Annotated in this window: 24 protein-coding genes; 13 read left to right on the top strand and 11 right to left on the bottom strand. The window is 72.7% G+C overall.

Translation table 11 applies throughout. From position 1 onward, the window contains the following. The first annotated feature begins 126 nt into the window (after window positions 1-126). The 3 genes from ACVW2K_RS00205 to ACVW2K_RS00195 are packed head-to-tail and all read left to right on the top strand — an operon-like array spanning window position 127 to window position 2221. On the top strand, window positions 127-1212 hold the full coding sequence (locus tag ACVW2K_RS00205; protein WP_457201104.1) for a sensor histidine kinase: 1086 nt from the start codon (window positions 127-129) through the stop codon (window positions 1210-1212). Beyond that, entirely contained in the window at window positions 1209-1877 is a 669-nt protein-coding gene (locus ACVW2K_RS00200) for a response regulator (protein WP_028637340.1), read from the top strand. The genes ACVW2K_RS00205 and ACVW2K_RS00200 overlap by 4 nt, the downstream gene beginning before the upstream one ends. Window positions 1878-1936: 59 nt before the next feature. Next, complete coding sequence (locus tag ACVW2K_RS00195) at window positions 1937-2221, top strand: hypothetical protein (RefSeq protein WP_457201103.1); 285 nt, start codon at window positions 1937-1939, stop codon at window positions 2219-2221. Here ACVW2K_RS00195 and ACVW2K_RS00190 read toward each other — a convergent pair. Further along, window positions 2218-2808, bottom strand: a complete 591-nt coding sequence (locus ACVW2K_RS00190; RefSeq protein WP_028637342.1) for a class I SAM-dependent methyltransferase — start codon at window positions 2806-2808, stop codon at window positions 2218-2220. The genes ACVW2K_RS00195 and ACVW2K_RS00190 overlap by 4 nt on opposite strands. A gap of 248 nt (window positions 2809-3056) precedes the next feature. Here ACVW2K_RS00190 and ACVW2K_RS00185 point away from each other — a divergent pair, with 248 nt between their 5' ends. Next, the gene (locus ACVW2K_RS00185; protein ID WP_457201102.1) at window positions 3057-3431 is read left to right on the top strand and encodes a hypothetical protein; all 375 of its coding nucleotides are present in this window, start codon (window positions 3057-3059) and stop codon (window positions 3429-3431) included. Window positions 3432-3555: 124 nt separating this feature from the next. Here ACVW2K_RS00185 and ACVW2K_RS00180 read toward each other — a convergent pair whose 3' ends face one another. Genes ACVW2K_RS00180 through ACVW2K_RS00170 form a run of 3 tightly spaced genes read right to left on the bottom strand, consistent with a single transcriptional unit; the run spans window position 3556 to window position 5993 of the window. Continuing rightward, the gene (locus ACVW2K_RS00180) at window positions 3556-4053 is read right to left on the bottom strand and encodes a YciI family protein (protein WP_457201101.1); all 498 of its coding nucleotides are present in this window, start codon (window positions 4051-4053) and stop codon (window positions 3556-3558) included. Between the two features lie 9 nt (window positions 4054-4062). Then, entirely contained in the window at window positions 4063-4890 is an 828-nt protein-coding gene (locus tag ACVW2K_RS00175; RefSeq protein WP_457201100.1) for an SDR family NAD(P)-dependent oxidoreductase, read from the bottom strand. Then, window positions 4887-5993 carry a citrate synthase 2 gene (locus ACVW2K_RS00170; protein WP_457201099.1) on the bottom strand — a complete coding sequence of 369 codons (1107 nt, stop codon included), beginning with the start codon at window positions 5991-5993 and terminating at the stop codon, window positions 4887-4889. The genes ACVW2K_RS00175 and ACVW2K_RS00170 overlap by 4 nt, the downstream gene beginning before the upstream one ends. 23 nt (window positions 5994-6016) lie before the next feature. Between ACVW2K_RS00170 and pdxH the strand changes: the two genes are divergently transcribed. Genes pdxH through ACVW2K_RS00150 form a run of 4 tightly spaced genes read left to right on the top strand, consistent with a single transcriptional unit; the run spans window position 6017 to window position 11000 of the window. Beyond that, the gene (gene pdxH / locus ACVW2K_RS00165; RefSeq protein WP_457201098.1) at window positions 6017-6649 is read left to right on the top strand and encodes a pyridoxamine 5'-phosphate oxidase; all 633 of its coding nucleotides are present in this window, start codon (window positions 6017-6019) and stop codon (window positions 6647-6649) included. A gap of 42 nt (window positions 6650-6691) precedes the next feature. Continuing rightward, window positions 6692-7300, top strand: a complete 609-nt coding sequence (locus tag ACVW2K_RS00160) for a TetR/AcrR family transcriptional regulator (RefSeq protein WP_457201097.1) — start codon at window positions 6692-6694, stop codon at window positions 7298-7300. Next, window positions 7300-9036: an ABC transporter ATP-binding protein gene (locus tag ACVW2K_RS00155; RefSeq protein WP_457201096.1), complete on the top strand. Its 1737-nt coding sequence runs from the start codon at window positions 7300-7302 to the stop codon at window positions 9034-9036. The genes ACVW2K_RS00160 and ACVW2K_RS00155 overlap by 1 nt, the downstream gene beginning before the upstream one ends. Next, window positions 9033-11000 carry an ABC transporter ATP-binding protein gene (locus tag ACVW2K_RS00150; protein ID WP_028637349.1) on the top strand — a complete coding sequence of 656 codons (1968 nt, stop codon included), beginning with the start codon at window positions 9033-9035 and terminating at the stop codon, window positions 10998-11000. Before ACVW2K_RS00155 ends, ACVW2K_RS00150 begins: the two co-directional genes overlap by 4 nt. Window positions 11001-11262: 262 nt before the next feature. Here the strand turns inward: ACVW2K_RS00150 and uvrA are convergent, their stop codons facing one another. Genes uvrA through ACVW2K_RS00135 form a run of 3 tightly spaced genes read right to left on the bottom strand, consistent with a single transcriptional unit; the run spans window position 11263 to window position 14899 of the window. Then, a complete protein-coding gene (gene uvrA, locus ACVW2K_RS00145) occupies window positions 11263-13716 on the bottom strand; it encodes an excinuclease ABC subunit UvrA (protein WP_457201095.1) in 2454 nt (817 codons plus the stop codon). 47 nt (window positions 13717-13763) lie between these two features. After that, entirely contained in the window at window positions 13764-14384 is a 621-nt protein-coding gene (locus tag ACVW2K_RS00140; protein WP_457201094.1) for a hypothetical protein, read from the bottom strand. After that, the gene (locus ACVW2K_RS00135; RefSeq protein ID WP_457201093.1) at window positions 14381-14899 is read right to left on the bottom strand and encodes a SigE family RNA polymerase sigma factor; all 519 of its coding nucleotides are present in this window, start codon (window positions 14897-14899) and stop codon (window positions 14381-14383) included. Before ACVW2K_RS00135 ends, ACVW2K_RS00140 begins: the two co-directional genes overlap by 4 nt. Window positions 14900-15096: 197 nt before the next feature. On the opposite strand from ACVW2K_RS00135, the gene ACVW2K_RS00130 reads away from it, so the two are divergent. The 3 genes from ACVW2K_RS00130 to ACVW2K_RS00120 all read left to right on the top strand — a co-directional run bounded on the left by ACVW2K_RS00130 (window position 15097) and on the right by ACVW2K_RS00120 (window position 17435). Beyond that, the gene (locus ACVW2K_RS00130) at window positions 15097-16719 is read left to right on the top strand and encodes an MDR family MFS transporter (protein ID WP_457201092.1); all 1623 of its coding nucleotides are present in this window, start codon (window positions 15097-15099) and stop codon (window positions 16717-16719) included. 1 nt (window position 16720) lies between these two features. Next, window positions 16721-17197, top strand: a complete 477-nt coding sequence (locus tag ACVW2K_RS00125) for a MarR family winged helix-turn-helix transcriptional regulator (protein ID WP_457201091.1) — start codon at window positions 16721-16723, stop codon at window positions 17195-17197. Between the two features lie 61 nt (window positions 17198-17258). Beyond that, the gene (locus ACVW2K_RS00120; protein ID WP_155992057.1) at window positions 17259-17435 is read left to right on the top strand and encodes a hypothetical protein; all 177 of its coding nucleotides are present in this window, start codon (window positions 17259-17261) and stop codon (window positions 17433-17435) included. Here ACVW2K_RS00120 and ACVW2K_RS00115 read toward each other — a convergent pair. Beyond that, window positions 17396-18976, bottom strand: coding sequence for a glycoside hydrolase family 13 protein (locus tag ACVW2K_RS00115; RefSeq protein WP_457201090.1), 1581 nt, complete (start codon window positions 18974-18976; stop codon window positions 17396-17398). The two genes, ACVW2K_RS00120 and ACVW2K_RS00115, sit on opposite strands and share 40 nt — an antisense overlap. Before the next feature lie 51 nt (window positions 18977-19027). Then, a complete protein-coding gene (locus tag ACVW2K_RS00110) occupies window positions 19028-20347 on the bottom strand; it encodes a cryptochrome/photolyase family protein (protein ID WP_457201089.1) in 1320 nt (439 codons plus the stop codon). 48 nt (window positions 20348-20395) lie between these two features. Between ACVW2K_RS00110 and ACVW2K_RS00105 the strand changes: the two genes are divergently transcribed. Then, a complete protein-coding gene (locus tag ACVW2K_RS00105) occupies window positions 20396-21082 on the top strand; it encodes a metal-dependent transcriptional regulator (RefSeq protein ID WP_028637356.1) in 687 nt (228 codons plus the stop codon). Between the two features lie 66 nt (window positions 21083-21148). Continuing rightward, window positions 21149-22579 carry a serine/threonine-protein kinase gene (locus tag ACVW2K_RS00100; protein WP_457201088.1) on the top strand — a complete coding sequence of 477 codons (1431 nt, stop codon included), beginning with the start codon at window positions 21149-21151 and terminating at the stop codon, window positions 22577-22579. A 12-nt stretch (window positions 22580-22591) separates the two neighbouring features. On the opposite strand, the gene ACVW2K_RS00095 is transcribed toward ACVW2K_RS00100, so the two are convergent. Together ACVW2K_RS00095 and ACVW2K_RS00090 are read right to left on the bottom strand one after the other, a co-directional pair. Then, window positions 22592-23401, bottom strand: coding sequence for an NAD-dependent protein deacetylase (locus ACVW2K_RS00095; protein ID WP_457201087.1), 810 nt, complete (start codon window positions 23399-23401; stop codon window positions 22592-22594). Beyond that, complete coding sequence (locus tag ACVW2K_RS00090; RefSeq protein ID WP_028637357.1) at window positions 23398-23667, bottom strand: DUF2277 domain-containing protein; 270 nt, start codon at window positions 23665-23667, stop codon at window positions 23398-23400. The genes ACVW2K_RS00095 and ACVW2K_RS00090 overlap by 4 nt, the downstream gene beginning before the upstream one ends.

The raw sequence follows: 23667 nt of genomic DNA, 5'->3' as shown, positions 1-23667 counted from the left end.
CCACCGTCGTCGGATCGACGCGCCGGCGCATCCGCTCGCGCGCGGCACCGGCGTACGCAGATCCGCGTACGCCGGTGCCGCGCCGCGCCGTACGTCCTCGCAGTCCTGGCCGCCTAGCCTCTGAGAGTGCTCCGATCGCCCTGGCTCTGGCTGCTGCCCGCCGCGTTGCTCGTCGTCGGCTCGCTGGGCGCCAACCACGCGAGCGGGGGCGGGCCGTACCTGGAGACGGCGGTGTTCTCGCTGGTGGCCGCCGGCGCCGTCCTGCTCGCGGTCCGCTTGCCCAGGGCGGCGCTGGTCCTGGCCGGCCTGGCAGTGGGTGGCTACTTCGCCGCCGGACTGTCCAACGGACCGATGTTCCTTGCGGTGCCGCTGACGCTGCTCGTCGCGGCGCCCCGGTCCCGGCCGAGCACGCTCGTGCCCGCGGCCGTCGTCGCTCTCCTGCTGGCCCTGACGGGCCTGGTGGTACGTGCCGCGGCCCACGACGTCCCGGCCCGCGAGACGTTCTGGGAGTGCGTCGGCCTCGCGGCGCTCTGTGCGGGTGCGGCCGTCGGCGGCTGGTGGCTGGTGGACCGGAGCCGGATGCGGGCCGAGCGAGCCGGCCGGGCGGCCAGCGACGAGCGACTGCGGATGGCGCAGGACCTGCACGACGGTGTCGGACACGGACTCGCGGTGATCGCCATGCAGGCGGGCGTCGCGCTGCACGTGCTGGAGCGCGACCCGGTCGCGGCCCGGCGGAGCCTCGAGGCGATCCGCGACACCAGCAGGGAGTCGCTGGACGCGCTCCGGGCGGAGCTCGCGCACATGTCGGGTGACCCGGCGCCCCGCCGGGTGGCGCCCGGCCTGTCCGAGCTGGCGCCCCTGCTCGACCGGGTGCGTGCCGGCGGGCTCGCCGTGCAGCTCGACGGCGAGGCCGGCGTGGTGCCGGAACGCATCGGGCAGGCGGCGTACGTCGTCGTACAGGAGTCGCTCACGAACGTGCTCCGGCACGCGCGGGCGTCGCGGGCGACCGTCGCGCTCGCCTCCACCGGGGGAGAGCTCGCCGTCACCGTGACCGACGACGGCGTCGGCCACGCGCCGGCGGGGCAGGATGGCGGCATGGGCATCGCCGGGATGCGGAGCCGGGTCGAGGCGCTCGGCGGCACGTTCGAGGCGGGGCCGGGCGCGGCCGGCTTCCGGGTCCGGGTCCACCTCCCCCTGGACGACGACCGGTGACCGCGCCGGTGCGGGTCGCCCTCGTCGACGACCAGCCGCTGGTCCTGATGGCCCTGGCCACGCTGGTCCGGGCGGAGGAGGACCTCGAGCTGGTCGGCGAGGCCCAGGACGGCCGTGCCGGGCTGGCCATGATCCGCCGTACCCGGCCCGATGTCGTCCTCTGCGACGTCCGGATGCCCGTGCTGGACGGGTTGGGCCTGCTCGCCGAGGTCAACGCCGACCCCGCGCTCGCCGAGGTGCGGGTGGTGGTGCTCACCACCTTCGAGCTCGACGAGTACGTCTTCGAGGCGTTGCGCCACGGCGCCAGCGGGTTCCTCCTCAAGGACTCCGAGCCGGCGCAGCTGCTCGACGCGATCCGGGTCGTCGCCGACGGCGGCTCGTTGCTCGCGCCGTCGGTCACCCGCCGGGTCATCGATCACTTCGGGAAGGCCGGCCCCCCGGCCAGGCCCCACCCGCGGCTGGGGGACCTGACCGACCGCGAGCGTGAGGTCCTGGCCTGGGTCGCGACCGGGCGGTCCAACGCCGAGATCGCGTCGCTCCTGGTGCTGAGCCCGGACACCGTCCGCACGCACGTCAGCCGAGCGATGGTGAAGCTGCACGCCCGGGACCGGGCACAGCTGGTGGTGTTCGCGATCGAGTCGGGGCTGGTCGCCGGGTCGCCGTGAGGAATGGGCCGTCGGTGCCTAGGCTGGCATCCGCACCGTCCACATCCTCGGGGGATTCCATGAGCAACCGCACCACCGGTCAGACCGCGCTCCTCGTGCTCGGAGCCCTGGTGCTCCTCGCCGGTCTCGTCTGCGTCGTCCTCGGCTTCGCGAGCTTCGCGGACACCGACCCGGGCAGCGACGACAACGGCTCGCTCTGGCTGTTCGCCGGCGGCGGCCTCGCGGCGGTGGTGGGCTTCGGCATCATCGCCTTCACGCGTGCCTCGATGCTGATCGGCAACGGCAGCTACGTGGAGGTCACCTACGAGCAGGGCCGCCGGCCCGAGGGCGACCCGCAGGACTAGCGCCGGCCGAGCACCAGGTACCGCTCGTCGTCCGTGCGCTTGCCCCAGTAGACCTGCTCGGTCAGCGGCTTCAGCGTGGCCGTGAGGCCGGCCCCCTCGACGAGCGCCACCGTCTCGTCGGCGGTCAGCCCGGTGCCGGTCGACCAGAATCCCTCGACGAGCACCAGCCGGCCGTCGGGGGTGAGCAGGTCCACCCAGCGCGACAGCGCCGCCGCCGGCGACGGGAGCGCCCAGAGCACGTGCCGGCACAGCACCACGCCGTACCGCCCCGAGGGGAACGGCGGGGCGGCGGCGTCGCCCACGACGAAGCCGGTGCCGGGGTAGGAGCCGGCCTTGGCCGTCGCCCGGCGGACCATCTCGGGGGAGACGTCCACGCCGTTGACGCTGTGCCCCTCGTCGGCGAGCAGCAGCGCGAGCGTGCCGGTGCCGCAGCCGAGGTCGGCGATCCGGGTCGGCACCGGGGGTACGACGGAGAGCAGCAGGGTCCGCCAGGCGTCCCGGACCTGGGGATCGTGGAGGCCGTGGTCGGGCTCGTCGTCGAAGGTCGCCGCCTGTGCGTCCCACAGCTCACGATCCCGAGATGTCACGAGCCCACCCTATGTTGGTGCCGTGCTGCTACCGCCCAAGATCGCACACGGCGTCGCCGACGGCTCGGTGACGCTCGCGTTCCGGCGGTGGCGCAAGCAGGACGTCCAGCCCGGCGCGGAGTTCCGCACCGTCGCCGGCGTGGTCCGCGTCGACGAGGTCGAGATCGTCGACGAGATCACCGACGAGGACGCTCGGCAGGCAGGCGGGCTGGCCGGACGCCGACCGGCTGCGCCAGCAGCTCGACAAGGTGCAACCGGACCCCGGGACGGGGGACCTCCCGACGTACCGGGTCCGGCTGTCGTGGGCGGGGCCGGACCCGCGGGTCGCCCTGCGGGAGTCCGCCGACCTCACCGACGACGACGTCGCCGCGATCGACGCGCGGCTCGAGCGGCTCGACCGTGCCAGCAGCCACGGGCCGTGGACGATGGCGACGCTCGACCTGATCCGGCGCCGGCCGCACACGCGGGCGCCCGACCTGGCGGCGGAGGTGGGACGCGAGCGGGACCCGTTCAAGATCGACGTCCGCAAGCTCAAGAACCTCGGCCTCACCCGCAGCTTCGAGGTCGGCTACGAGGTGTCGCCGCGAGGTCTCGCCTACCTCGAGCGGACCAGCCGCACGTAGGTCGACGACCATGCGCCTTCTCGGGATCGCGGTCCTCGGTCTGCCACGAGAAGCCCAAGGCCGGGACGGTCCCGCTGAGCCGGCAGGGCTCGCGCGGTGTCACCAGCTGGTACGACGACCGCCGCTAGCGTCGTCCGCCCGGCTGCCACCGGTGCACCTCGACGGCGGTGAACCGGTCGGGCGACAGGACGTCATCCGGTGATGCCGCCAGCGCGGCGACGCCGAGCAGCATCGTGCCGTCGTCCGAGAGCAGCGGACCGGATCCGAACAGGCCGGCCGGCGGTGCGGGAAGGCCGCTGTACGGCTCGGGTCGCGGCAAGAAGCCGAGCACGAGGCGGCCCTCGGCCGGGTCCGCGTGGCGTGTCCACGACGTGCGCCGCAGCAGCACGTCGCGGTAGGCGCCGGCCTGGTAGCAGGGCTCCTCGAAGACGAACGCCCGGGCCGCGGCGGCGTCCGGCAGGTCGACGACGTGCACGCTCCCGGTGAGGGTGTCGTCGTCGAGGAACGTCGGGCCCCGAGCGATCAGCTCGAAGCGGTCCATGTAGGACCAGTGCTCCTCGACCATCTCGGCCCGGATCGGCGTCGAGCCGGCCCGGTCCCGGTGGTAGCAGAAGAACTCCATCTCAGTCGGTCAGCGGGTGGCGAGCGCCCGCGCCTCCTGCCACTTCCGCTGCTTGGCGACGAACCGCACCGACGACCTCTGGATGAAGCCGGGGAAGTACCGGCCCAGCCGCCACGCGATCCGCGCCGTACGCGGCGTGACGAGCATCGCCCGGTTCTCCGCGACCGCCTCGAGCACCTGGTCGGCGAACACCTCCGGCGACAGCGGGTGCCGCACGCCCTGGCCCTTCAGGTAGTAGTCGCGGCCGTGGAACATGCCGACGTGCCCCTTGTCGAGGATCGGGGTGTCGACCGCCGACGGGCACACGACGGTGACGCCGACACCCTTGGCGGCGGCCTCGGACCGCAGCGCGAGCGACAGCCCGACCACCGCGTGCTTGGTCATCACGTACGACGTGATCAGCCCGGCCGCCATCAGCCCGCCCATCGAGGCGGTGTTGACGATCTGGCCGGACCCGCGCTCCACCATCTGCGGGTACGCCGCCGCGACGCCGTGCACGACCCCGCGGATGTTCACGTCGATGATCGCGTTCCACTGCTCGAGCGTGAGGTCCTCGGTCTCGCCGCCGAAGGTGATGCCGGCGTTGTTGAACAGCAGGTCCGGCTCGACCTCGTCGACGAGCGCCTGGACGGCGGCCGCGTCGGTGACGTCGAGAGCGACGGCCCGCGCCCCGATCGGGTCGGCGACCGCGGCGGCCGTCGTACCGTCCAGGTCCGCGCAGACCACCGAGGCGCCGGCGGTGACGAGCGCCCGCGACAGGCAGGCGCCGATGCCGGACCCCGCGCCGGTGACGATCGCGGACCTGCCGGCGTAGTGCTGGCCGACGGGGTGCGTCACCCGGCCCACTCGGCGCGCCAGCCCTCGACCTCGGTGGCCGGGCGCGAGGCCGGTCCGGTGTAGACGGCGGAGGGCCGGATCAGGCGTCCGGTGCGCTTCTGCTCGAGGATGTGCGCCGACCAGCCACCGGTGCGGGCGCAGGTGAACATCGAGGTGAACATGTTCGCGGGAACCTCGGCGAAGTCCAGGACGATCGCCGCCCAGAACTCGACGTTCGTCTCCAGCACCCGGTCCGGGCGCCGCTCGCGGAGCTCGGCGAGGGCGGCCTGCTCGAGCCTCTCGGCGACCTCGTAGCGCGGCGCGTCCAGCTCGCGCGCCGTACGACGCAGCACCCGGGCGCGCGGGTCCTCGGCGCGGTAGACGCGGTGCCCGAAGCCCATCAGCCGCTCGCCGTTGTCGAGCAGCTCCTTGACGTACGACGCCGCGTCGCCGTCCCGCTTCTCGACCTCCTCGATCATCCCGAGCACCCGCGAGGGGGCGCCGCCGTGCAGCGGCCCGCTCATCGCGCCGATCGCGCCGGAGAACGCCGCCGCGACGTCAGCCCCGGTCGAGGTGATCACGCGGGCGGTGAACGTCGAGGCGTTCATGCCGTGCTCCGCCGCGCTCGACCAGTAGGCGTCGATCGCGTGCGCGTGCTTGGGGTCCGCCTCGCCCTTCCAGCGGATCAGGAACTTCTCCGCGAGCGTCTTGCCCTCGTCGACGACCCGCTGCGGCACGACCGCCTGGTGCAGCCCGCGCGCGGACTGCGCGGCGTACGACAGCACCATGACCGCCAGCCGGCCGATGTCGTCGCGGGCCTGCTCGTCGCTGATGTCGTAGGTCTGCCCGAAGCCGAACGCCGGCGCCAGCATCGCCACCGCCGCCTGCACGTCGACCCGGACGTCGCCGGTGTGCACGGGCAGGTTGTACGGCTCGGCCGGTGCGAGGCCGGGCGTGTAGGAGCCGTCGATGAGGAGACCCCACACGTTCTCGAAGGGCACCCGCCCCACGATCTCCTCGATGTCGACGCCGCGGTAGCGCAGCGCCGAGCCTTCCTTGTCCGGCTCCGCGATCTCCGTCTCGAAGGCGACGACGCCTTCCAATCCGTGGTGTACGTCAGTCACGCAGCGCAGTCTAGGGTCGAGGGGTGGACCTTGCGGCGCTGAGGCAGGAGTACGGCCGGGCCGGGCTCGACGAGGCGGACCTCGCACCCGACCCGATCACGATGTTCGAGCGCTGGATGCGCGAGGCCGTGGACGCCGGCCTCCACGACCCGAACGGCATGGTCGTCGCGACCGCGGACGCCACCGGCGCGCCGTCCGCGCGGATGGTGCTGCTCAAGGGGCTGAGCCAGGCGGGGTTCGTGTTCTTCACCAACACCGGCTCGCGCAAGGGCACCGAGCTGGCCGAGAATCCCCGCTGCGCGCTGCTCTTCCCGTGGCACGTCCTCGAGCGCCAGGTGCGGGTCGACGGCGTCGCGACCCCGCTGCCGCGCGCGGACGTCGAGGCCTACTTCGCCAGCCGGCCACGCGGGTCGAAGCTGGGCGCCTGGGCGTCCCGCCAGTCGCGGGTCACCACCCGGGAGGAGCTCGCGGGCGCGTTCGAGGAGGCGGAGGCCAGGTACCCCGAGGAGGTGCCGCCGCCGGAGGAGTGGGGCGGGTACGTCGTCCGCCCGCACGCCGTGGAGTTCTGGCAGGGCCGGCCGGGCCGGATGCACGACCGGCTGCGCTACCGCCGGCCGCAGGGCGGCGACTGGGTCACGGAGCGCCTCGCCCCCTAAAAGACTTGTGAGTGAGTGCTCACTCACTTAGAGTCCTGGTTCGTGGACCTCACCAACCGACAGCCGCGGCGCGAGCGCGCTCGCCCGATGTCGCCCGACGAGCGGCGTGAGCACCTCGTCGACGCGACGCTCAACCTGCTGCGCGTGCACGGCCGCGAGATCACCACCCGGCAGCTGGCCGAGGAGGCCGGCGTCGCGGAGGGCACGATCTTCCGGGTCTTCCACTCCAAGGACGAGCTCGTCGACGCGGCGATCCGTCGCGCGTTCGAGCCCGGCGACGTCGTCGCCCGGATCGCGGAGATCGACCCGGGCCTCCCCCTCCGGTCCCGGCTGGTCGCCCTCGTGGCGATCCTGCAGCAGCGGTTCCGCGCGACCTTCGGCCTGATGCAGAAGGTCGGGCTCGTGGGCCCGCCCCGCGACGCCCGGGACTCGACCGCGGCCGCCGCCTGGCGCCACCAGCTCGAGGGGCTGATGGCCGAGCTGGTCGCACCCGACGCCGACCAGCTCACCGTGCCGGTCCTCGAGTTCGTGCACGTGCTGCGACTCCTGACCTTCGCCGGCAGCCACGAGCTGATCTCCGACGGCCGGCTGATGAGCCCGGACCAGATCGTCGACACCGTCCTCCTGGGCCTCACGAGAAGGAACCCCTGATGCTGCTCCAGCTCCTGCGCGAGCGACTCGCGCCGTACCGCACCTGGATCACGCTCGTGGTGCTGTTCCAGTTCGCCGCCGTGGTGGCGATGCTCTACCTGCCGAAGCTGAACGCCGACATCATCGACCGCGGCATCGCCACCGGCGACACCCGCTACATCATGCACACCGGCGCGCTGATGCTCGCGATCTCGCTCGGCCAGATCGTGTGCTCGGTGCTCGCGGTGTGGTTCGGCGCGCGGACCGCGATGGCGTTCGGCCAGGACGTCCGGGTGTCGCTCTTCCGGCGGGTGGGCGCGTTCTCGGCCCGGGAGGTGCAGGACTTCGGCGCGCCGTCCCTCATCACCCGCAGCACCAACGACGTGCAGCAGGTTCAGATGCTGGTGCTGATGGCCTGCAACATCGCGGTCCAGTCGCCGATCATGATGGTCGGCGGCGTGATCATGGCGCTGCACGTGGACTCCGGCCTCGGCTGGATCCTCGCGGTCGTCGTGCCGGCCCTGTTCCTCTGCGTCGGGTTCGTCGTCAGCCGGATGGTGCCGAGCTTCCGCGCCATGCAGGCACGGATCGACGAGGTGAACCGAGTGCTGCGGGAGCAGATCACCGGCATCCGCGTCGTGCGGGCGTTCGTCCGTGAGCCTCACGAGGCGAGGCGGTTCGGTACGGCGAACGACGACCTCACCGAGGTCTCGGTCCGGGCCGGACGCTGGATGGCCACGATGTTCCCACTCGTGATCCTGGTCGTGAACGTCTCCAGCGTCGCGGTCATCTGGTTCGGCGGCCACCGGATCGACAGCGGGCAGATGCTGCCGGGCGCGATGACGGCTTTCCTCTCCTACCTGATGCAGATCCTGATGTCGGTGATGATGGCGACGTTCATGCTGATGATGGTCCCGCGCGCATCCGTGTGCGGCGACCGGATCGCGGAGGTGCTCGGCACCGAGACGTCCGTCGAGCGGGCGGCCGAGCCGGTCGCCCCGGACCCGGCGCTGCGTGGGCACCTGCAGCTCGACCACGTCACGTTCGCCTACCCGGGCGCCGACGAGCCGGTGCTCAGCGACGTGTCCTTCCAGGCGCGCCCCGGCCAGGTGGTCGCCGTGATCGGCTCGACCGGGGCCGGCAAGAGCACGCTGGTCAACCTGGTGCCCCGGCTCTTCGACGCCAGCTCGGGCTCGGTGCGGGTGGCCGGCCAGGACGTCCGGCACCTCGACCAGGACCTGCTCTGGGCGCAGCTGGGCCTGATCCCCCAGAAGGCGTACCTGTTCAGCGGCACCATCCGCAGCAACCTCGAGTACGGCAAGGCGGACGCGACCGACGAGGAGATGTGGGCCGCGCTCGAGGTGGCACAGGGCCGCGACTTCGTCGAGGCGCTGCCCGAGGGCCTCGATGCCCCGGTCACGCAGGGTGGCACCAACTTCTCCGGAGGCCAGCGGCAGCGGCTCGCGATCGCGCGGGCGCTGGTGCGCAAGCCCGGGATCTACCTGTTCGACGACTCGTTCTCCGCGCTCGACCTCGCGACCGACGCGCGGTTGCGCGCCGCGCTCAGGCCCGAGACGCGGGACGCGACGGTCGTGATCGTGGCCCAGCGGATCAGCACCATCAAGGACGCCGACCTGATCCTGGTGCTCGAGGACGGCCGGGTGGTCGGCCGCGGCACGCACCACGAGCTGCTGGCCGAGAGCACGACGTACCAGGAGATCGTCACCTCGCAGATGACCGCGGAGGAGGCGGCATGAGCCAGACCGAGAACCAGACCCCGACCCGGTCGAAGCCCCAGGGTTTCAAGCAGACCGAGCGCATCGAGGCGCCGATGGGCGGCCCGGGCCGCGGCCCCATGGGCGGCGGCATGGTCGGCCAGAAGGCGATGGACTTCGGGCCGTCCGGCAAGCGGCTCGCCGCCCGGATGCGGCCGGACCGCGGCAAGGCGGTCCTCGTCGTGCTGCTCGGCATCGCCAGTGTCACGCTGATGTCGATCGGCCCGCGGATCCTGGGCCACGCCACCGACCTCGTCTTCAACGGCTACATCGGCTCGAAGATCCCGCCGGGCACCCCGGAGTCCGCCTGGCCGCAGGCGATCCAGGGCATGGACGTCGTCCCCGGCCGGGGCGTCGACTTCACCGCGGTCGGGCACGTACTGATGATCGTGCTCGCGATCTACGCGGTCGCGTCGCTGCTCTCGTGGCTCCAGGGCTTCGTCCTCAACACCGTCGTGCAGAACACGGTGCGCACACTGCGCCAGGACGTCGAGGACAAGATCAACCGGCTGCCGCTGGGCTACTTCGACCGGTCCCCGCGCGGCGAGCTGCTGTCGCGGGTCACCAACGACATCGACAACGTCAGCCAGACGCTCCAGCAGACGATGAGCCAGCTGCTCACCTCGGTGATGACGGTCGTCGCCGTGCTGGCGATGATGATCTGGATCTCGCCGCTGCTGGCCCTGGTGGCGCTGATCACCGTGCCGCTGTCGCTGGTCGTCACCGCGCAGATCATGAAGCGCTCCCAGGGCCAGTTCGTGGCGCAGTGGCGCCGCACCGGCGCCCTCAACGCGCACGTCGAGGAGTCGTTCTCGGGCCACGCGCTGGTCAAGGTGTTCGGCCGCCAGGCCGAGGTCGAGAGGAAGTTCGCCGAGGAGAACGACGAGCTGGCCAGGGTGAGCTTCGGCGCGCAGTTCGTGAGCGGCCTGATCATGCCGTCGATGATGTTCATCGGGAACCTCAACTACGTGCTCGTCGCCGTCATCGGCGCCCTCCGGGTCGCGCACGGCCAGCTGTCGCTGGGCGAGGTGCAGGCCTTCATCCAGTACAGCCGGCAGTTCACGCAGCCGCTGACCACCGTGGCCTCGATGGCGAACCTGCTGCAGTCCGGCGTCGCGTCCGCGGAACGGGTCTTCGAGCTGCTCGACGCCGACGAGGAGCCCGAGGACGCCGGCGGCCTGCCGGCGCCCGGCCGCCGTGGCGAGGTGGCCTTCGAGCACGTGTCGTTCCGGTACGACGTGGACCGCCCGCTGATCACCGACCTCTCGCTGGTCGCGCGACCCGGGCAGACGGTCGCGATCGTGGGCCCGACGGGCGCCGGCAAGACCACGCTGGTGAACCTGGTGATGCGGTTCTACGACGTCGACGCCGGCCGGATCACCCTCGACGGCGTGGACATCGCGGGCATGCCGCGGGCCGCGCTGCGTGGGCAGATCGGGATGGTGCTCCAGGACACCTGGCTGTTCGCAGGGACGATCCGGGACAACATCGCCTACGGACGTCCGGACGCGACCGAGGAGGACATCCTCGAGGCCGCGCGGGCGACGTTCGTGGACCGGTTCGTGCACTCGCTGCCCGACGGGTACGACACCCTCATCGACGAGGAGGGGTCGAACCTCTCCGCCGGCGAGCGCCAGCTGGTGACGATCGCACGGGCCTTCCTGACCGACCCGGCCCTGCTCATCCTCGACGAGGCGACGTCCTCGGTCGACACCCGCACCGAGCTGCTGCTCCAGCACGCGATGGCGGCGCTGCGGACCGACCGCACGTCGTTCGTGATCGCCCACCGGCTCAGCACGATCCGCGACGCCGACCTGATCCTGGTCATGGAGGACGGCGCGATCGTCGAGCAGGGCAGCCACGACGAGCTCATCGATCGGGACGGCGCCTACGCCCGGCTCTACCGGGCCCAGTTCACCGCCGCGCTCGACGAGGAGGTGGCCTGATTAATCCCTTGAACCGCCCCGCGTGCCGACCTACCGTTGCCGCACACGGGAAAGGAGGTGGTCCGAAGAATGAGTTCTTCTGGGACGCGTGAGGTGGCTGCCCGCTAGCAGCCCACTGGCATGAACCCGGGGTGGAGTCACTCCGGGCAGGCTGCTGGTGAATCCATCGCAGTCACCCGACCCGCAGGTGATCCGGTCATCACGTCCACCGGAGCGGGCTCCGTCAGGAGTCCACACCTGCGGGTCGCTGCACGTCCGGACCTCAGACCCTCCGGAGCCGCCTCGCGAGGTACGGCGCGGTCGCGCTGTTCTGGGCCCTGGCGACCTCGGTCGGCGGCCCGGTGGCGACCACCCGCCCGCCCGCGTCGCCACCGCCGGGGCCGAGGTCGACGACCCAGTCGGCCGACGCGATCGTGTCGAGGTCGTGCTCGACCAGGACGACCGTGTTGCCGGCGTCGACCAGCCGGTGCAGCTGGTGCAGCAGCAACGTGATGTCGGCGGGATGCAGCCCGGCCGTCGGCTCGTCCAGCAGGTAGAGCGCATGACCCCGGCGGGCACGCTGGAGCTCGGTGGCCAGCTTGATCCGCTGGGCCTCACCGCCGCTGAGCTCGGTCGCCGGCTGGCCGAGCCGCAGGTAGCCCAGCCCGACGTCGCGGAGCGTCTCGAGGCTGCGCGCGGCAGCGGGGAGATCGCCGAGGAACGTCGCGGCGCCGTCGACCGACAGCGCCAGCACCTCGGCGATGTTCCTGCCCCGGTAGGTCACCTCCAGGGTCTCGGCGTTGTAGCGCGCACCGTGGCAGGTCGGGCACGGCGCATAGGTGCCGGGCAGGAACAGCAGCTCCACCGCGACGAAGCCCTCGCCCTGGCAGGTCTCGCACCGGCCCTCCGGGACGTTGAACGAGAAGCGCCCCGGCGAGTAGCCACGCTCCTGCGCCTCGTCGGTGGAGGCGTACAGCTTGCGCACCGCGTCGAACATCCCGGTGTAGGTCGCCAGGTTGGACCGCGGGGTCCGGCCGATCGGGCGCTGGTCGACGAGGACCAGCCGGTCGAACGCCTCGAGGCCGGCCGCGTCCCGGACGTCGACCTCGAGCCGCCCGTCCTCCCCGGCCTCGCCACGGCCACGGTCCTCGGGCGCCAGGCCCAGGTGCCTGCCGACGACCTCGGCGAGCACCTGGGTCACCAGGGTCGACTTGCCGGACCCGGAGACGCCGGTCACCGCCGTCAGCACGCAGAGCGGGACGTCGACGGAGACGTCGCGCAGGTTGTGCCGGGAGACGCCACGCAGGTGCAGCCAGCCCTGCGGGGGACGGGCCCGGCACTCCAGCGGCTCGGCGCGGCCGAAGAGGTAGCGGCTGGTGGCCGACTCCTCGACCTCCTCGAGGCCCGCGACCGGCCCGCTGTAGAGCACCCGCCCGCCGCCCTCGCCGGCACCCGGCCCGATGTCGACGATCCAGTCCGCCCGCCGTACGACGTCCAGGTCGTGCTCGACGACGAAGAGCGAGTTGCCCGACGCCTTCAGCCGGTCGAGCACGTCCAGCAGCGGCTCCGCGTCGGCCGGGTGCAGGCCGGCCGACGGCTCGTCGAGCACGTAGACGACACCGAACAGCCCCGATCGCAGCTGGGTGGCGATCCGCATCCGCTGGGCCTCGCCGGGTGAGAGCGTCGTCGACCGCCGGTCGAGGCTCAGGTAGCCCAGGCCGAGGTCGAGCAGGACCTCGACCCGGGCGAGCAGGTCGGTGCAGATCCGCACCGCCACCTCGTTGGTCTCCTGGGGGAGGTCGGCCACCGGCCGCAGCACGGTGACCAGGTCGGCGAGCTGCATGGCGTTGACGTCGGCGATCGACCGGCCGGCGAAGGTCACCGCCAGGGCCTCGGGCCGCAGCCCGCTGCCGCCGCAGTCGGGGCAAGGCGTGTCGACGACGAAGCGCAGCGCCCGCTCGCGCATCCGCTCGCTCTTGGAGTCGGCGAGCACGTGCATGACGTGCTTGCGGGCACTCCAGAAGGTGCCGTGGTAGCCGTAGTCGATCCGGTCGCGCTCGGGCTTGATCAGGACCGCGGGCTGCTCGTCGGTGTAGAGCAGCCAGTCGCGGTCCTTCTTCCTGAGCCGGCGCCACGGCTTGTCGATGTCGATGCCCAGGCCGGCCACGATGCTGCGCAGGTTGGCGCCCTGCCAGGCCCCCGGCCAGGCGGCGATCGCGCCGTCGCGGATGCTCAGCGACGGGTCGGGGACCAGGAGGTCCTCGGTGACGTCGTGGACCACCCCGAGGCCGTGGCACCGGGGGCACGCGCCCGCCACGGTGTTGGGCGAGAACGCCTCGGCGTCCAGGCGCGGAGCTCCGCGCGGGTAGCTGCCGGCCCGCGAGTAGAGCATCCGCAGCAGGTTGGACAGCGTGGTGATGGTGCCGACGGTCGACCGGGAGCTCGGCGCACCGCGACGCTGCTGCAGGGCGACCGCGGGCGGCAGCCCGGTGATCTCCTGCACGTGCGGGGCGCCCACCTGCTGCAGCAGCCGGCGCGCGTACGGCGCGACCGACTCGAAGTACCGGCGCTGCGCCTCGGCGTACAGCGTGCCGAACGCGAGGGAGGACTTCCCGGAGCCGGAGACGCCGGTGAAGGCGACCATCGCGTCACGCGGGATGTCGACATCGACGTTGCGCAGGTTGTTCTCGGCGGCTCCGCGGACACGGACGAAGTGGTCGATCGCATCGTCTGGCACGCCCGACCCGTACCCAGCGCCCGGTGGCCGGACGCACGGGTGCCAGGTCAGGGGGCGACGTAGGCGAGGTCCATGGTGTCGGTGCGTCCGGCCCACTGCAGGGTCAGGTGCCAGCAGCCCGTCCTCGGCAGGTCGATGATCGAGGGACCGGGCCCGCCGTCGACCACGCGGGTGGCCGTGGCCGATCCGTCCGCGAGCGTCGCTGTGATGCGGAGCGACGAACCGTCGGAGACGGGCGAGACCCAGAGGATCTTGTTGTTGTGGTCGGCGGACGGCGGGGCGGTCAGCGGCTGGGCGAAGAGGATCGCGGCGATGTCACCGCCGTCGCCCAGCACGTACGGCATCCGGGGACGCGGATCGGTGAACCCGGTGCGGGCCCAGTCGGGCAGCACCCGGGTCGGCACCGGATCGGCGCACGACGCGCCCGGTGTGGTCGTCGTGGGCTCCCCGGAGGCGCCGGTCCGGCCGGACGGCGCGGAGCCCAGTGCGAGGGGCACCGCCACCGAGACGGCTGCCACCGCGGCCGCGGCGACGCCCGCGACGGCCCACCGGCGGCGGCGTCGCCGCCTGCTGCCGGCGCCGGCGAGCTCGCGCGTCGGGGGGACCTGCACCGAGATGTCGTCGGTCGCTGCGCGCAGCAGCTCGGCGACCTGTCGTTCGTCGATCATCGGTTCTCCTCGTGCGTGCGGGTGATGAGGTCATCGAGTGACCTGTCCTCGGACAGCACTGCGATGGCTCGCGACGCCCGGCTCTTGACCGTTCCGGGCGCGATCCCCAGGACGGTCGCGATCTGGGCCTCGGTGAGGTCGGCGAAGTACCGCAGGACCAGGACCTGGCGCTGTTCCCGACCCAGTCGGGCGAGCGACGCGCGGATGCTCTGGCTCAGCGACACTCCCGCGGCCGGGTCCTCCGTCGCCGGGGGCTCGGGCAGGTCCCGGTACGGGATCTCGCCGCGCCACCTGCGCCGCCGGCTGCGCGTGATGCCGTTGACCAGCACCCGGTACGCGTACGCGTCGCGATCGTCCGCGGTCGAGACCCGGCCCCAGGCTCCGTAGCACCGGATGAGGGCCTCCTGCACGGCGTCCTCCGCGTCCTGCTCGCTGCAGCCGAACAGGACCGCCGAGCGGACCAGCCGCGCGTAGCGGGCGTCCACGAACGCCTGGTAGTCCTCGTCTGGCCTCACGGTCGTCCTTCGCTGTGTGCTCTCCTACCCACAACGAGCACCTGGACCATGATGACGGTTCCATGGCCGGCGCTGGAGACTGCTGGGACGCCGGGACGAACCCGCCGCGTGACCTCCGACATAGAAGTTGCCGGTGTCAACGATCGAGGAATATAGTTGCCATCAGCAACCTTGTACTCCACGTGAATCGAGCTTCTGTGTCCCAGGCGTCCACCGCCCCCGTCTCCGCCCCGGTCTCCGCCGAGGAGTCCGGGGAGATGACCCACCGCCAGATCCTGGAGGCCCTGAGCGGCCTGCTGCTGGCGATGTTCGTCGCCATGCTCTCCAGCACGGTCGTCACCAACGCGCTGCCGCGCATCGTCAGCGACCTGCACGGCAGCCAGACCGGCTACACGTGGGTGGTCGTCGCGACCATGCTCGCGATGACGGCGACGACGCCGATCTGGGGCAAGCTCTCCGACCTGTTCAGCAAGAAGCTGCTCGTGCAGCTCGCCCTGGTCATCTACATCGGCGGCTCGCTGATCGCGGCGTTCGCGCCCTCCATGGAGGTGCTGATCGGCGCCCGGGTCGTCCAGGGCCTCGGGGTCGGCGGCCTGACCGCGCTGGTCCAGGTCGTGATCGCCACGATGATCTCGCCGCGCGAGCGCGGCCGGTACTCCGGCTACCTCGGCGCGACGTTCGCGCTGGCGACCGTCAGCGGACCGCTCATCGGGGGCGTGATCGTCGACTCCGCGCTGGGCTGGCGCGGCTGCTTCTTCGTGGGGCTGCCGTTCGCGATCGTCGCGTTCTTCCTCCTGCAGAAGACCCTGCACCTGCCGGTCGTGAAGCGCCCGGTGCACATCGACTACCTCGGCGCAACGCTGCTGGTCGGCGGCGTCTCGACGCTGCTCGTGTGGGTCAGCCTGGCCGGCAACAGCTTCGCCTGGGCGTCCGCGACCACCGCGGTGCTCGTCGTGCTCGGCCTGCTGATGCTCGGTGCCGCGGTGTACGTCGAGGCCCGCGTCGCCATCGAGCCGGTGATCCCGCTGCGGCTCTTCAAGGACCGCACCACCACGCTCGCCACCATCGCCTCGGTGATGATCGGCGTGGCGATGTTCGGCTCGACCGTGTACCTGAGCCAGTACTTCCAGACCGCCCGCGGCATGAGCCCGACCGAGGCGGGACTGATGTCGATCGCGATGGTCGGCGGCCTCTTCCTGTCCAGCGTGGTCAGCGGCCGGATCATCAGCGACACCGGACGGTGGAAGCGCTTCCTGGTCGGGGGCATGGTCCTCGTCGTGATCGGCCTGGCCCTGCTCGGCACCATCGACGAGACCACCAACCTGGTCGTGATCGGTGCGTTCATGGCGATCCTGGGCGTCGGCCTGGGCGCCACCATGCAGAACCTCGTGCTCTCGGTCCAGAACAACGTCACCATGTCCGACATGGGTGCCGCCAGCTCCGTCGTCGCGTTCTTCCGCACCATGGGCGGCTCGATCGGCGTGTCCGTCCTGGGCGCGCTGCTCAGCCACCAGGTCGCGCAGCACGTCACCGAGGGGTACGTCGCCGCGCAGCGGCCGCCGACCTTCTCCGCGGACAGCCACGCGGTGCCGGAGGTCGCGTCACTCCCCGGCTGGGAGCAGTCGATCTGGGAGCACGCCTTCGGCTCGTCGTTCGGGCACATCTTCCTGGTCGCGACGCCGTTCGCCCTGGTCGCGCTCGCCTGCGTGCTGCTGATCCGCGAGGTCCCGCTCCGCACGTCGAACCTCGAGGCCGAGGCCGTCGCCTCGCCCGAGGTCGCCGCCGAGCTGCACCGCGCCGTGGTCCGGAGCGAGGCCTGAGATGGCGACCCGTACGGACCGCGGTACTGACCGTGCCGCCCGCGCCGACCTGCTGACCGGCCTGGAGCAGGAGGTCGGCGCGATGGTCCGGCGGCTCCGCCGGATCATCCGCGAGCGGGCCCAGGGGGTGCATCCCGACCTGCAGTCCTCGTCGTACCTGATGCTGTCCTGGCTCGAGCAGCACGGGGCGCAGCGCGCCTCCGCGATGGTCGAGTCGTTCGGCATCGACAAGGGCGCGATCAGCCGCCAGATCCAGCACCTCGTCGAGCTCGGGCTGGTCGAGCGCTCACCCGACCCGGCCGACGGTCGCGCCACGCTGGTCTCCATCACTGACGACGCCCTGGTCCGGATGGCCGCGGTGAACGAGGAGCGGCGCCGCTGGATCGACGAGCGGCTCCGCGACTGGTCCGACGACGAGCTGACCGACATCGTCGCGCTGCTCGGCCGCTACAACGCGGCGCTGGACGAGCGGGACTGACGAGCGCTCACGGCGTACGGGCCGCGCATCCGCACCCGCCGTCGCGGGTACCGCCGCCGGCATGGACGAGAGCGAGCGGCAACCGGTCCGCACGACCCGCCGGGTCATGTTCCTCGCGGTCGGCGGGATCCTGGCCGTGCTCCTGGTCATGCTGGTGATCGTGCTGCTGCTCGGTGACCCGACCGACCACCTCGGCGATCAGCGGACCCAGACGGCGGTGTTCGCGGGCAGGTTGTAGTCGATCGGCCCGCTGGCCATCAGCACCTCGCCGTCCGGCAGCGGCACCGGGTCCGACCCGCAGTTGAGCACGACCGTGATCGGGCCGCGGCGGAACGCGAGCACGTCGGCGCCGCGGTCGAGCAGCTCGACGCGGTCGCCGGCGGACGTTGCGAACGTGCGCCGGGTGGCCAGCGCCGCGCGGTAGAAGGAGAGGGTCGACGAGGGGTCGGCCTCCTCGGCCGCCACGGTGAGCGGACCCCACGTGGCCGGCTGCGGGATCCACGGCTGGCCGGTGCCCGGCCCGAAGCCGTACGGCGGGGTCTCGCCGCTCCACGGGATCGGGACCCGGCAACCGTCGCGCCCGGGCTCGCCGGTCCGGAACCAGGCGGGGTCCTGGCGGAACTCCGGCTCGACCTCGACCTGCTCCAGGCCGAGCTCCTCGCCCTGGTAGAGGTACGCCGAGCCGGGCAGCGCCAGCATCGCCAGCGTCGCGGCCCGAGCGCGGGCGAGGCCGACATCGCCGCCGCCGTACCGGGTCGGGTGGCGTACGACGTCGTGGTTGGACAGCACCCAGGTGGGCGTGCCGTCGACCAACCCGACCGCGTCCAGGGTGCTGGTGACGACCTCGGCGAACGCGCTCGCCGACCAGGGCGCCAGGAGCCAGGCGAAGTTGAACGCCTGGCTCATCTCGTCCTCGCGGATGTAGCGGGCCATCGACTCCGGCGTGGGGGTCCAGGCCTCGGCCACCAGCATCCGGTCGCCGTCGTACTTGGCCAGCACCTCGTGCCAGCGGCGGTAGACGTCGTGCACCTCGGGCTGGTCCCACATCGGTCCCTCGACGTCGGGGGCCTCGACCATCGACTCCTTGCGCGCGCTCGTCACGGTGTCCGGGAGGCCCTCCTCCTTGAAGAGCCCGTGCGCCACGTCGACGCGGAAGCCGTCGACGCCGCGGTCCAGCCAGAACCGCAGCACGTCGACGAACATGTCGCCGACCTCGGGGTTGCGCCAGTCCAGGTCCGGCTGGCTCGCGTCGAAGAGGTGGAGGTACCACTGACCGACCTCGCCTGGGCCGGCCTCGACCTGCGTCCAGGCGGGACCGCCGAAGACCGACCGCCAGTTGTTCGGCGGGCCGTCCGCGCTGTCGCGGAAGATGTACCGCGCGCGCTCGGGGCTGCCCGGCCCGGCGGCCAGCGCCGCGCGGAACCAGGGGTGCTGGTCGGAGGTGTGGTTGGGGACCAGGTCGACGATCACCTTGAGCCCCACCTCGTGCGCCTGCTCGAGCAGGACGTCGGCGTCGGCGAGGGAGCCGAACAGCGGGTCCACGTCCCAGTAGTCCGCGACGTCGTACCCGTGGTCCTTCTGCGGGGACCTGTAGAACGGCGAGAGCCAGATCGCGTCGACGCCGAGGTCGCGCAGGTACGGCAGCCGCGACGTGATGCCCGGCAGGTCGCCGACGCCGTCGCCGTTCCCGTCCGCGAAGCTGCGGGGGTAGATCTGGTAGGTGACCGCGTGCCGCCACCACTCGTGACGACCGGCGCTCGTTTGATCGTTCAAACCCATGGCCTCCATCGTAGTGGTCGCCCGGCGGGACTCACGCGGGCACGCGCGCCGTCACCGGATGGCCTCCCACCTCGCCAGCGCCTCGCGTCGCTCCGCGGCGTGGTCGACGACCGGCTCGGGGTAGCCGGCCGCGCGCCGGTCCTCGAGGCTCGGGTCGTGCGGGTCCGCGGCGTCCGCGAGCTCCGGCACCCAGCGGCGCACGTAACTGCCGGCGGGGTCGAACGTGCGGCCCTGGGTGGTCGGGTTGAAGACCCGGAAGTACGGCGCCGCGTCGACCCCGCTGCCCGCCGCCCACTGCCAGTTCTGCTGGTTGGAGGCGAGGTCGGCGTCGGCCAGCCAGCGCATGAAGTGCCGGGCGCCGTGCTGCCACTCCAGGTGCAGGTCCTTGACGAGGAAGCTCGCGACCACCATGCGCACCCGGTTGTGCATCCAGCCGGTCGCCCGGAGCTGGCGCATGCCGGCGTCGACGATCGGGAAGCCGGTGCGGCCCTCCTGCCAGGCCGTCAGCAGCGGGCCCGGCTCGTCGTGCCGCATCCGGGCGTACTCGGGCCGCAGGTACTCCCGGGCCGTCTCCGGTCGCGCCGCCAGCACGTCGGCGAAGAACTCGCGCCAGGCCAGCTCCTTGCGGTACGTCGCGGCGCCCGCGCTGCGCCTGCGGGCCAGGTCGGCGAGCAGGGTCCGCGGATGCACCTCGCCCCACCGCAGGTGGACCGACATCCGCGACGTGGAGTCCAGGTCGGGCCGGTCCCGCTCCTCGTCGTAGCCGTCGACCCGGTCGAGGAAGTCCTGCCACTGGCGCAGCGCGGCCTCCTCGCCGGCCGCGGGGAGCTCCAGGCCGTCGGGCAGCGCCGGCTCCGGGAGGTCGGTGGTGCCCCCGGCGAGCCCGAGCCAGCGGACCCCCGTCGGCGCGTCGACCGGCCCGCGCCAGCCGTGCTCGGCCCAGGCGCGCGAGAACGGCGTGTAGACCCGGTACGGCTCGCCGCTGCCGCTGGTCACCCGTCCCGGCCCGACGGCGTACGGCGAGCCGGTGCGCACCAGCTCGACCCCGTGCTCGGCCAGCGCCGCCTCGACCGCGGCGTCCCGGCGGGCGCCGTACGGCCCGAAGTCCGCGGCGACGTGCACCCGCTCGGCCGCCACCGACTGCGCGGCCAGCAGCACCCGGCGTACCGGGTCGCCCGCCACGACCGCGACCGGCGCGTCGAGGGCGCGGAGCGACGCCGCGAGGTACGCCCGCCGGCTCGGGCCGGCCGGCCCCCAGAGCGCGGGGTCGAGCACGAACAGCGGGAGGACCGGCCCGTCCGCGGCGGCATCGACGAGCGCGGGGTTGTCACGGAGCCGCAGGTCGCGGCGGAACCACATCACGGAGGGCATCACCCGCCAGCCTGCCAGCCGCTGGAGGCATGGGACAGAATGAGCGACGTGAGCGATCTGATCGACACCACCGAGATGTACCTCAGGACCATCTACGAGCTGGTCGAGGAGGGCATCGTCCCGCTGCGTGCCCGGATCGCCGAGCGACTCCACCAGAGCGGCCCGACCGTGTCCCAGACGGTGGCGCGGATGGAGCGCGACGGGCTGCTCACCGTCGAGGGGGACCGCCACCTCCAGCTCACCGACGAGGGTGACCGGCTGGCCACCCGGGTGATGCGCAAGCACCGGCTGGCCGAGCGGCTGCTGACCGACGTGATCGGCCTCGAGTGGGAGCTCGTGCACGAGGAGGCCTGCCGCTGGGAGCACGTGATGTCGGAGACCGTCGAGCGGCGGCTCCTCGAGCTGCTCGACCACCCGACCGAGTCGCCGTACGGCAACCCGATCCCGGGCCTGGACGAGCTCGGCGAGAGCGAGGTCGGCGAGGAGTTCATGGACGGCGTCGAGCCGCTCTCCACCGCCGCCAGCCCGCAGGAGGGCCGGGTCCTGGTCCGCCGCATCTCCGAGGAGATGCAGAAGGACGAGGTGCTGATGAGCGCGATGCGCCGGGTCGGCGCCCTCCCCGACAAGACCGTCACCGTGGTCGCGACCGCCGAGGGCATCCTGGTCGGCTCCGGCGGCGAGACCGCCGAGATCGAGCCCGAGGCGGCCGCCCACATCTTCGTCCGGAAGCTCTGAGCGGCCTCGACCCGCGTCGCGACCGCGACAGGCTTCACCCTGGCCCGGTGCGGGTACCGCCCCCGCATGCCACCGGAGACCATCGCGGGGCGCTACCACGTCGAGCGCGCCATCGGCCGGGGCGGGATGGGCACGGTGTGGCTGTGCCGGGACGAGGTCCTGGGCCGGGAGGTCGCGGTCAAGCAGGTCGGCCTGATGCCCGGCGAGTCGGCACCCGACCTCGCCCGTGCCCTGCGCGAAGCCCGCTCGTCGGCCGCCCTCAACCATCCGCACGTCGTATCGGTCTACGACGCCGTGGAGGTCGACGACCACATCTGGCTGGTGATGGAGTACGTGCCCGGCTCCACGCTCTCGGAGCTGATGGCGCGGGAGGGTCGGCTCGACCCCGAACGGGTGGCGTCCATCGGTGCCCAGGTGGCCGACGGGCTGGCCGCTGCGCACGCGCGCGGGACCGTCCACCGCGACGTCAAGCCGGGCAACGTCCTCATCGACGGTGACGTCGCGAAGATCAGCGACTTCGGGATCGCCCGCACCGCGGGTGACGCCCAGCTGACGCAGACCGGGATGGTGATGGGCACCCCTCTGTACTTCTCGCCGCAGCTGGCCCGGGGTCTGGCCCCGACTCCGGCGGACGACGTCTGGGCGCTCGGCGCCACCCTCTACGCCGCCGTCGAGGGCTCCCCGCCCATCGAGGACCGGGGCAACGTGATCGCCACGCTGACCGCCATCGCGGAGACCCGGCCGGCTCCGCCCGCGCATGCCGGGTTCCTGACCGACGCGATCGGCCGGATGCTGGACCCGGACCCGGTCTCGCGGTGGTCGATGGCCGATGCCGCCCACGCGCTGAGGCGGTTGCACGAGCAGCACCGGGCGCCGGCCACGCTCGAGACGGCGCCACGACGCCCCGGACCCGACACCCCGGTGGCGGGGACGGCCGCGGCGTCCCCGCCGGACGACGGCACCGGGCACCGCACGCGGTGGCCGCTGGTCGTCGCGCTCGTGGTCCTCCTGCTCGTGGGCGGCGTCGCCGCGGCGGCGTATGCGCTGCGCTCCGACGACCCCGCGGGAGGCTCCTCGGCCGGGCATCCGAAGACCTCGACCAGCCGGTCGTCCACGCCCTCCGGGGAGCCGTCCACGGCGACGGCGACGGTGACGACGACGGCGACCGCCCCGGCGGAGGCGTCGCCGACCGGGTCGGTGCCCGTCGCGACCGATCCCGAGCAGGCGGTCGAGGCCTACTACGGTCTCCTGCCCGACGACACGGAGGACGCGTGGCAGATGCTGGGGCCGCAGGCGCGGGCGAGCGCCCACGGGTACGGCAACTACGCCGCGTTCTGGGGCGGGATCGAGTCGGTCGAGGTGGGCGGGACGTCACTCTCGGACGACGTCGTGTCGGTCGAGCTCACCTACAACGGGGACGACTCCGAGACCCGGCAGCTGCGGATGGAGAAGAGCGGTGCGGGCTGGATCATCGCCGAGGACCTCGGGACGGGATGACCGGGCGGTCGATCACGCGGCAGCTCGTGACGACCTGAGCCCCGCCAGGAACTCACTGCACCCGGCCTCGACCTTGCAGGTGGCCAGCTCGTCGCCCCTGGTCTGTCCGCGGTTGACGATCACCACCGGGACACCGGCCTTCGCGGCGCGCCGCACGAAGCGGAAGCCGGACATCACGGTGAGGCTCGAGCCCGCCACGAGGAGGGCACCGCCCGTGCCGGCGAGGCCGTCGACCGCCGCGTAGCACCGCTCGACGCGCGGCGCGGGGACGTTCTCCCCGAAGAACACGACGTCCGGCTTCAGCACGCCGCCGCACGCGGCACACGGCGGTACGACGAACCCGGCGGTCTCCTCGAGGTCGACGTCGCCGTCCGGGCGGACCGCCACGTCGGCGTACCGCTCCGCGAAGCCGGGGTTCAGCTCCGCCAGGCGCTGCTGCAGGGCCGCCCGCGCCGACGTCTGCCGGCAGCCGAGGCAGACCACGTCGGCGATCCGGCCGTGCAGCGCCACCAGGCGTGGGGTGCCGGCGCGCTCGTGCAGGCCGTCGACGTTCTGGGTGATCAGCAGCTCGGGCGCGATCTCGGCGAGCGCGAGGTGGCCGGGGTTGGGGTCGGCCCGCCGCATCCGTCCCCAGCCGAGGTGGCTGCGCGCCCAGTACCGCTGCCGGGCGGCCGGTCCGGAGACGAACTCCTGGTAGGTCATCGGGAGCCGCGACGGGGAGCCAGGCCCGCGGTAGTCCGGGATCCCGGAGTCCGTGGACAGCCCGGCGCCGGTCAGCACGACCAGCGGACGGCCGTGCAGGAGGTCGAGGGCCTCGATCACCGGGCGTAGCGGAGCTCGGCGCGCGCGCGGGCCTTGGCGGCCTCGACGTCGCGGTCCTTCGGCGGCGCCGTGGTCACCAGGTCGTCGAGCAGGTGCTCGGTGATGTGCGCGATCTCGGCGACCGCGCGGTCGAACGCTGCCTGGTTCGCCTGGCTCGGCTTCGTCGTGCCGCTCACCTTGCGGACGTACTGCAGCGCAGCCGCGCTCACCTCGTCGCGGGTCGCCGGCGGCTCGAAGTTGTTCAGGGGGCGGATGTTCCGGCACAT

The sequence above is a fragment of the Nocardioides sp. HB32 genome (genome assembly GCF_054058995.1).
Note: the sequence above shows the minus strand (reverse complement) of the source record. Positions and strands in the feature narration are given on the sequence as shown.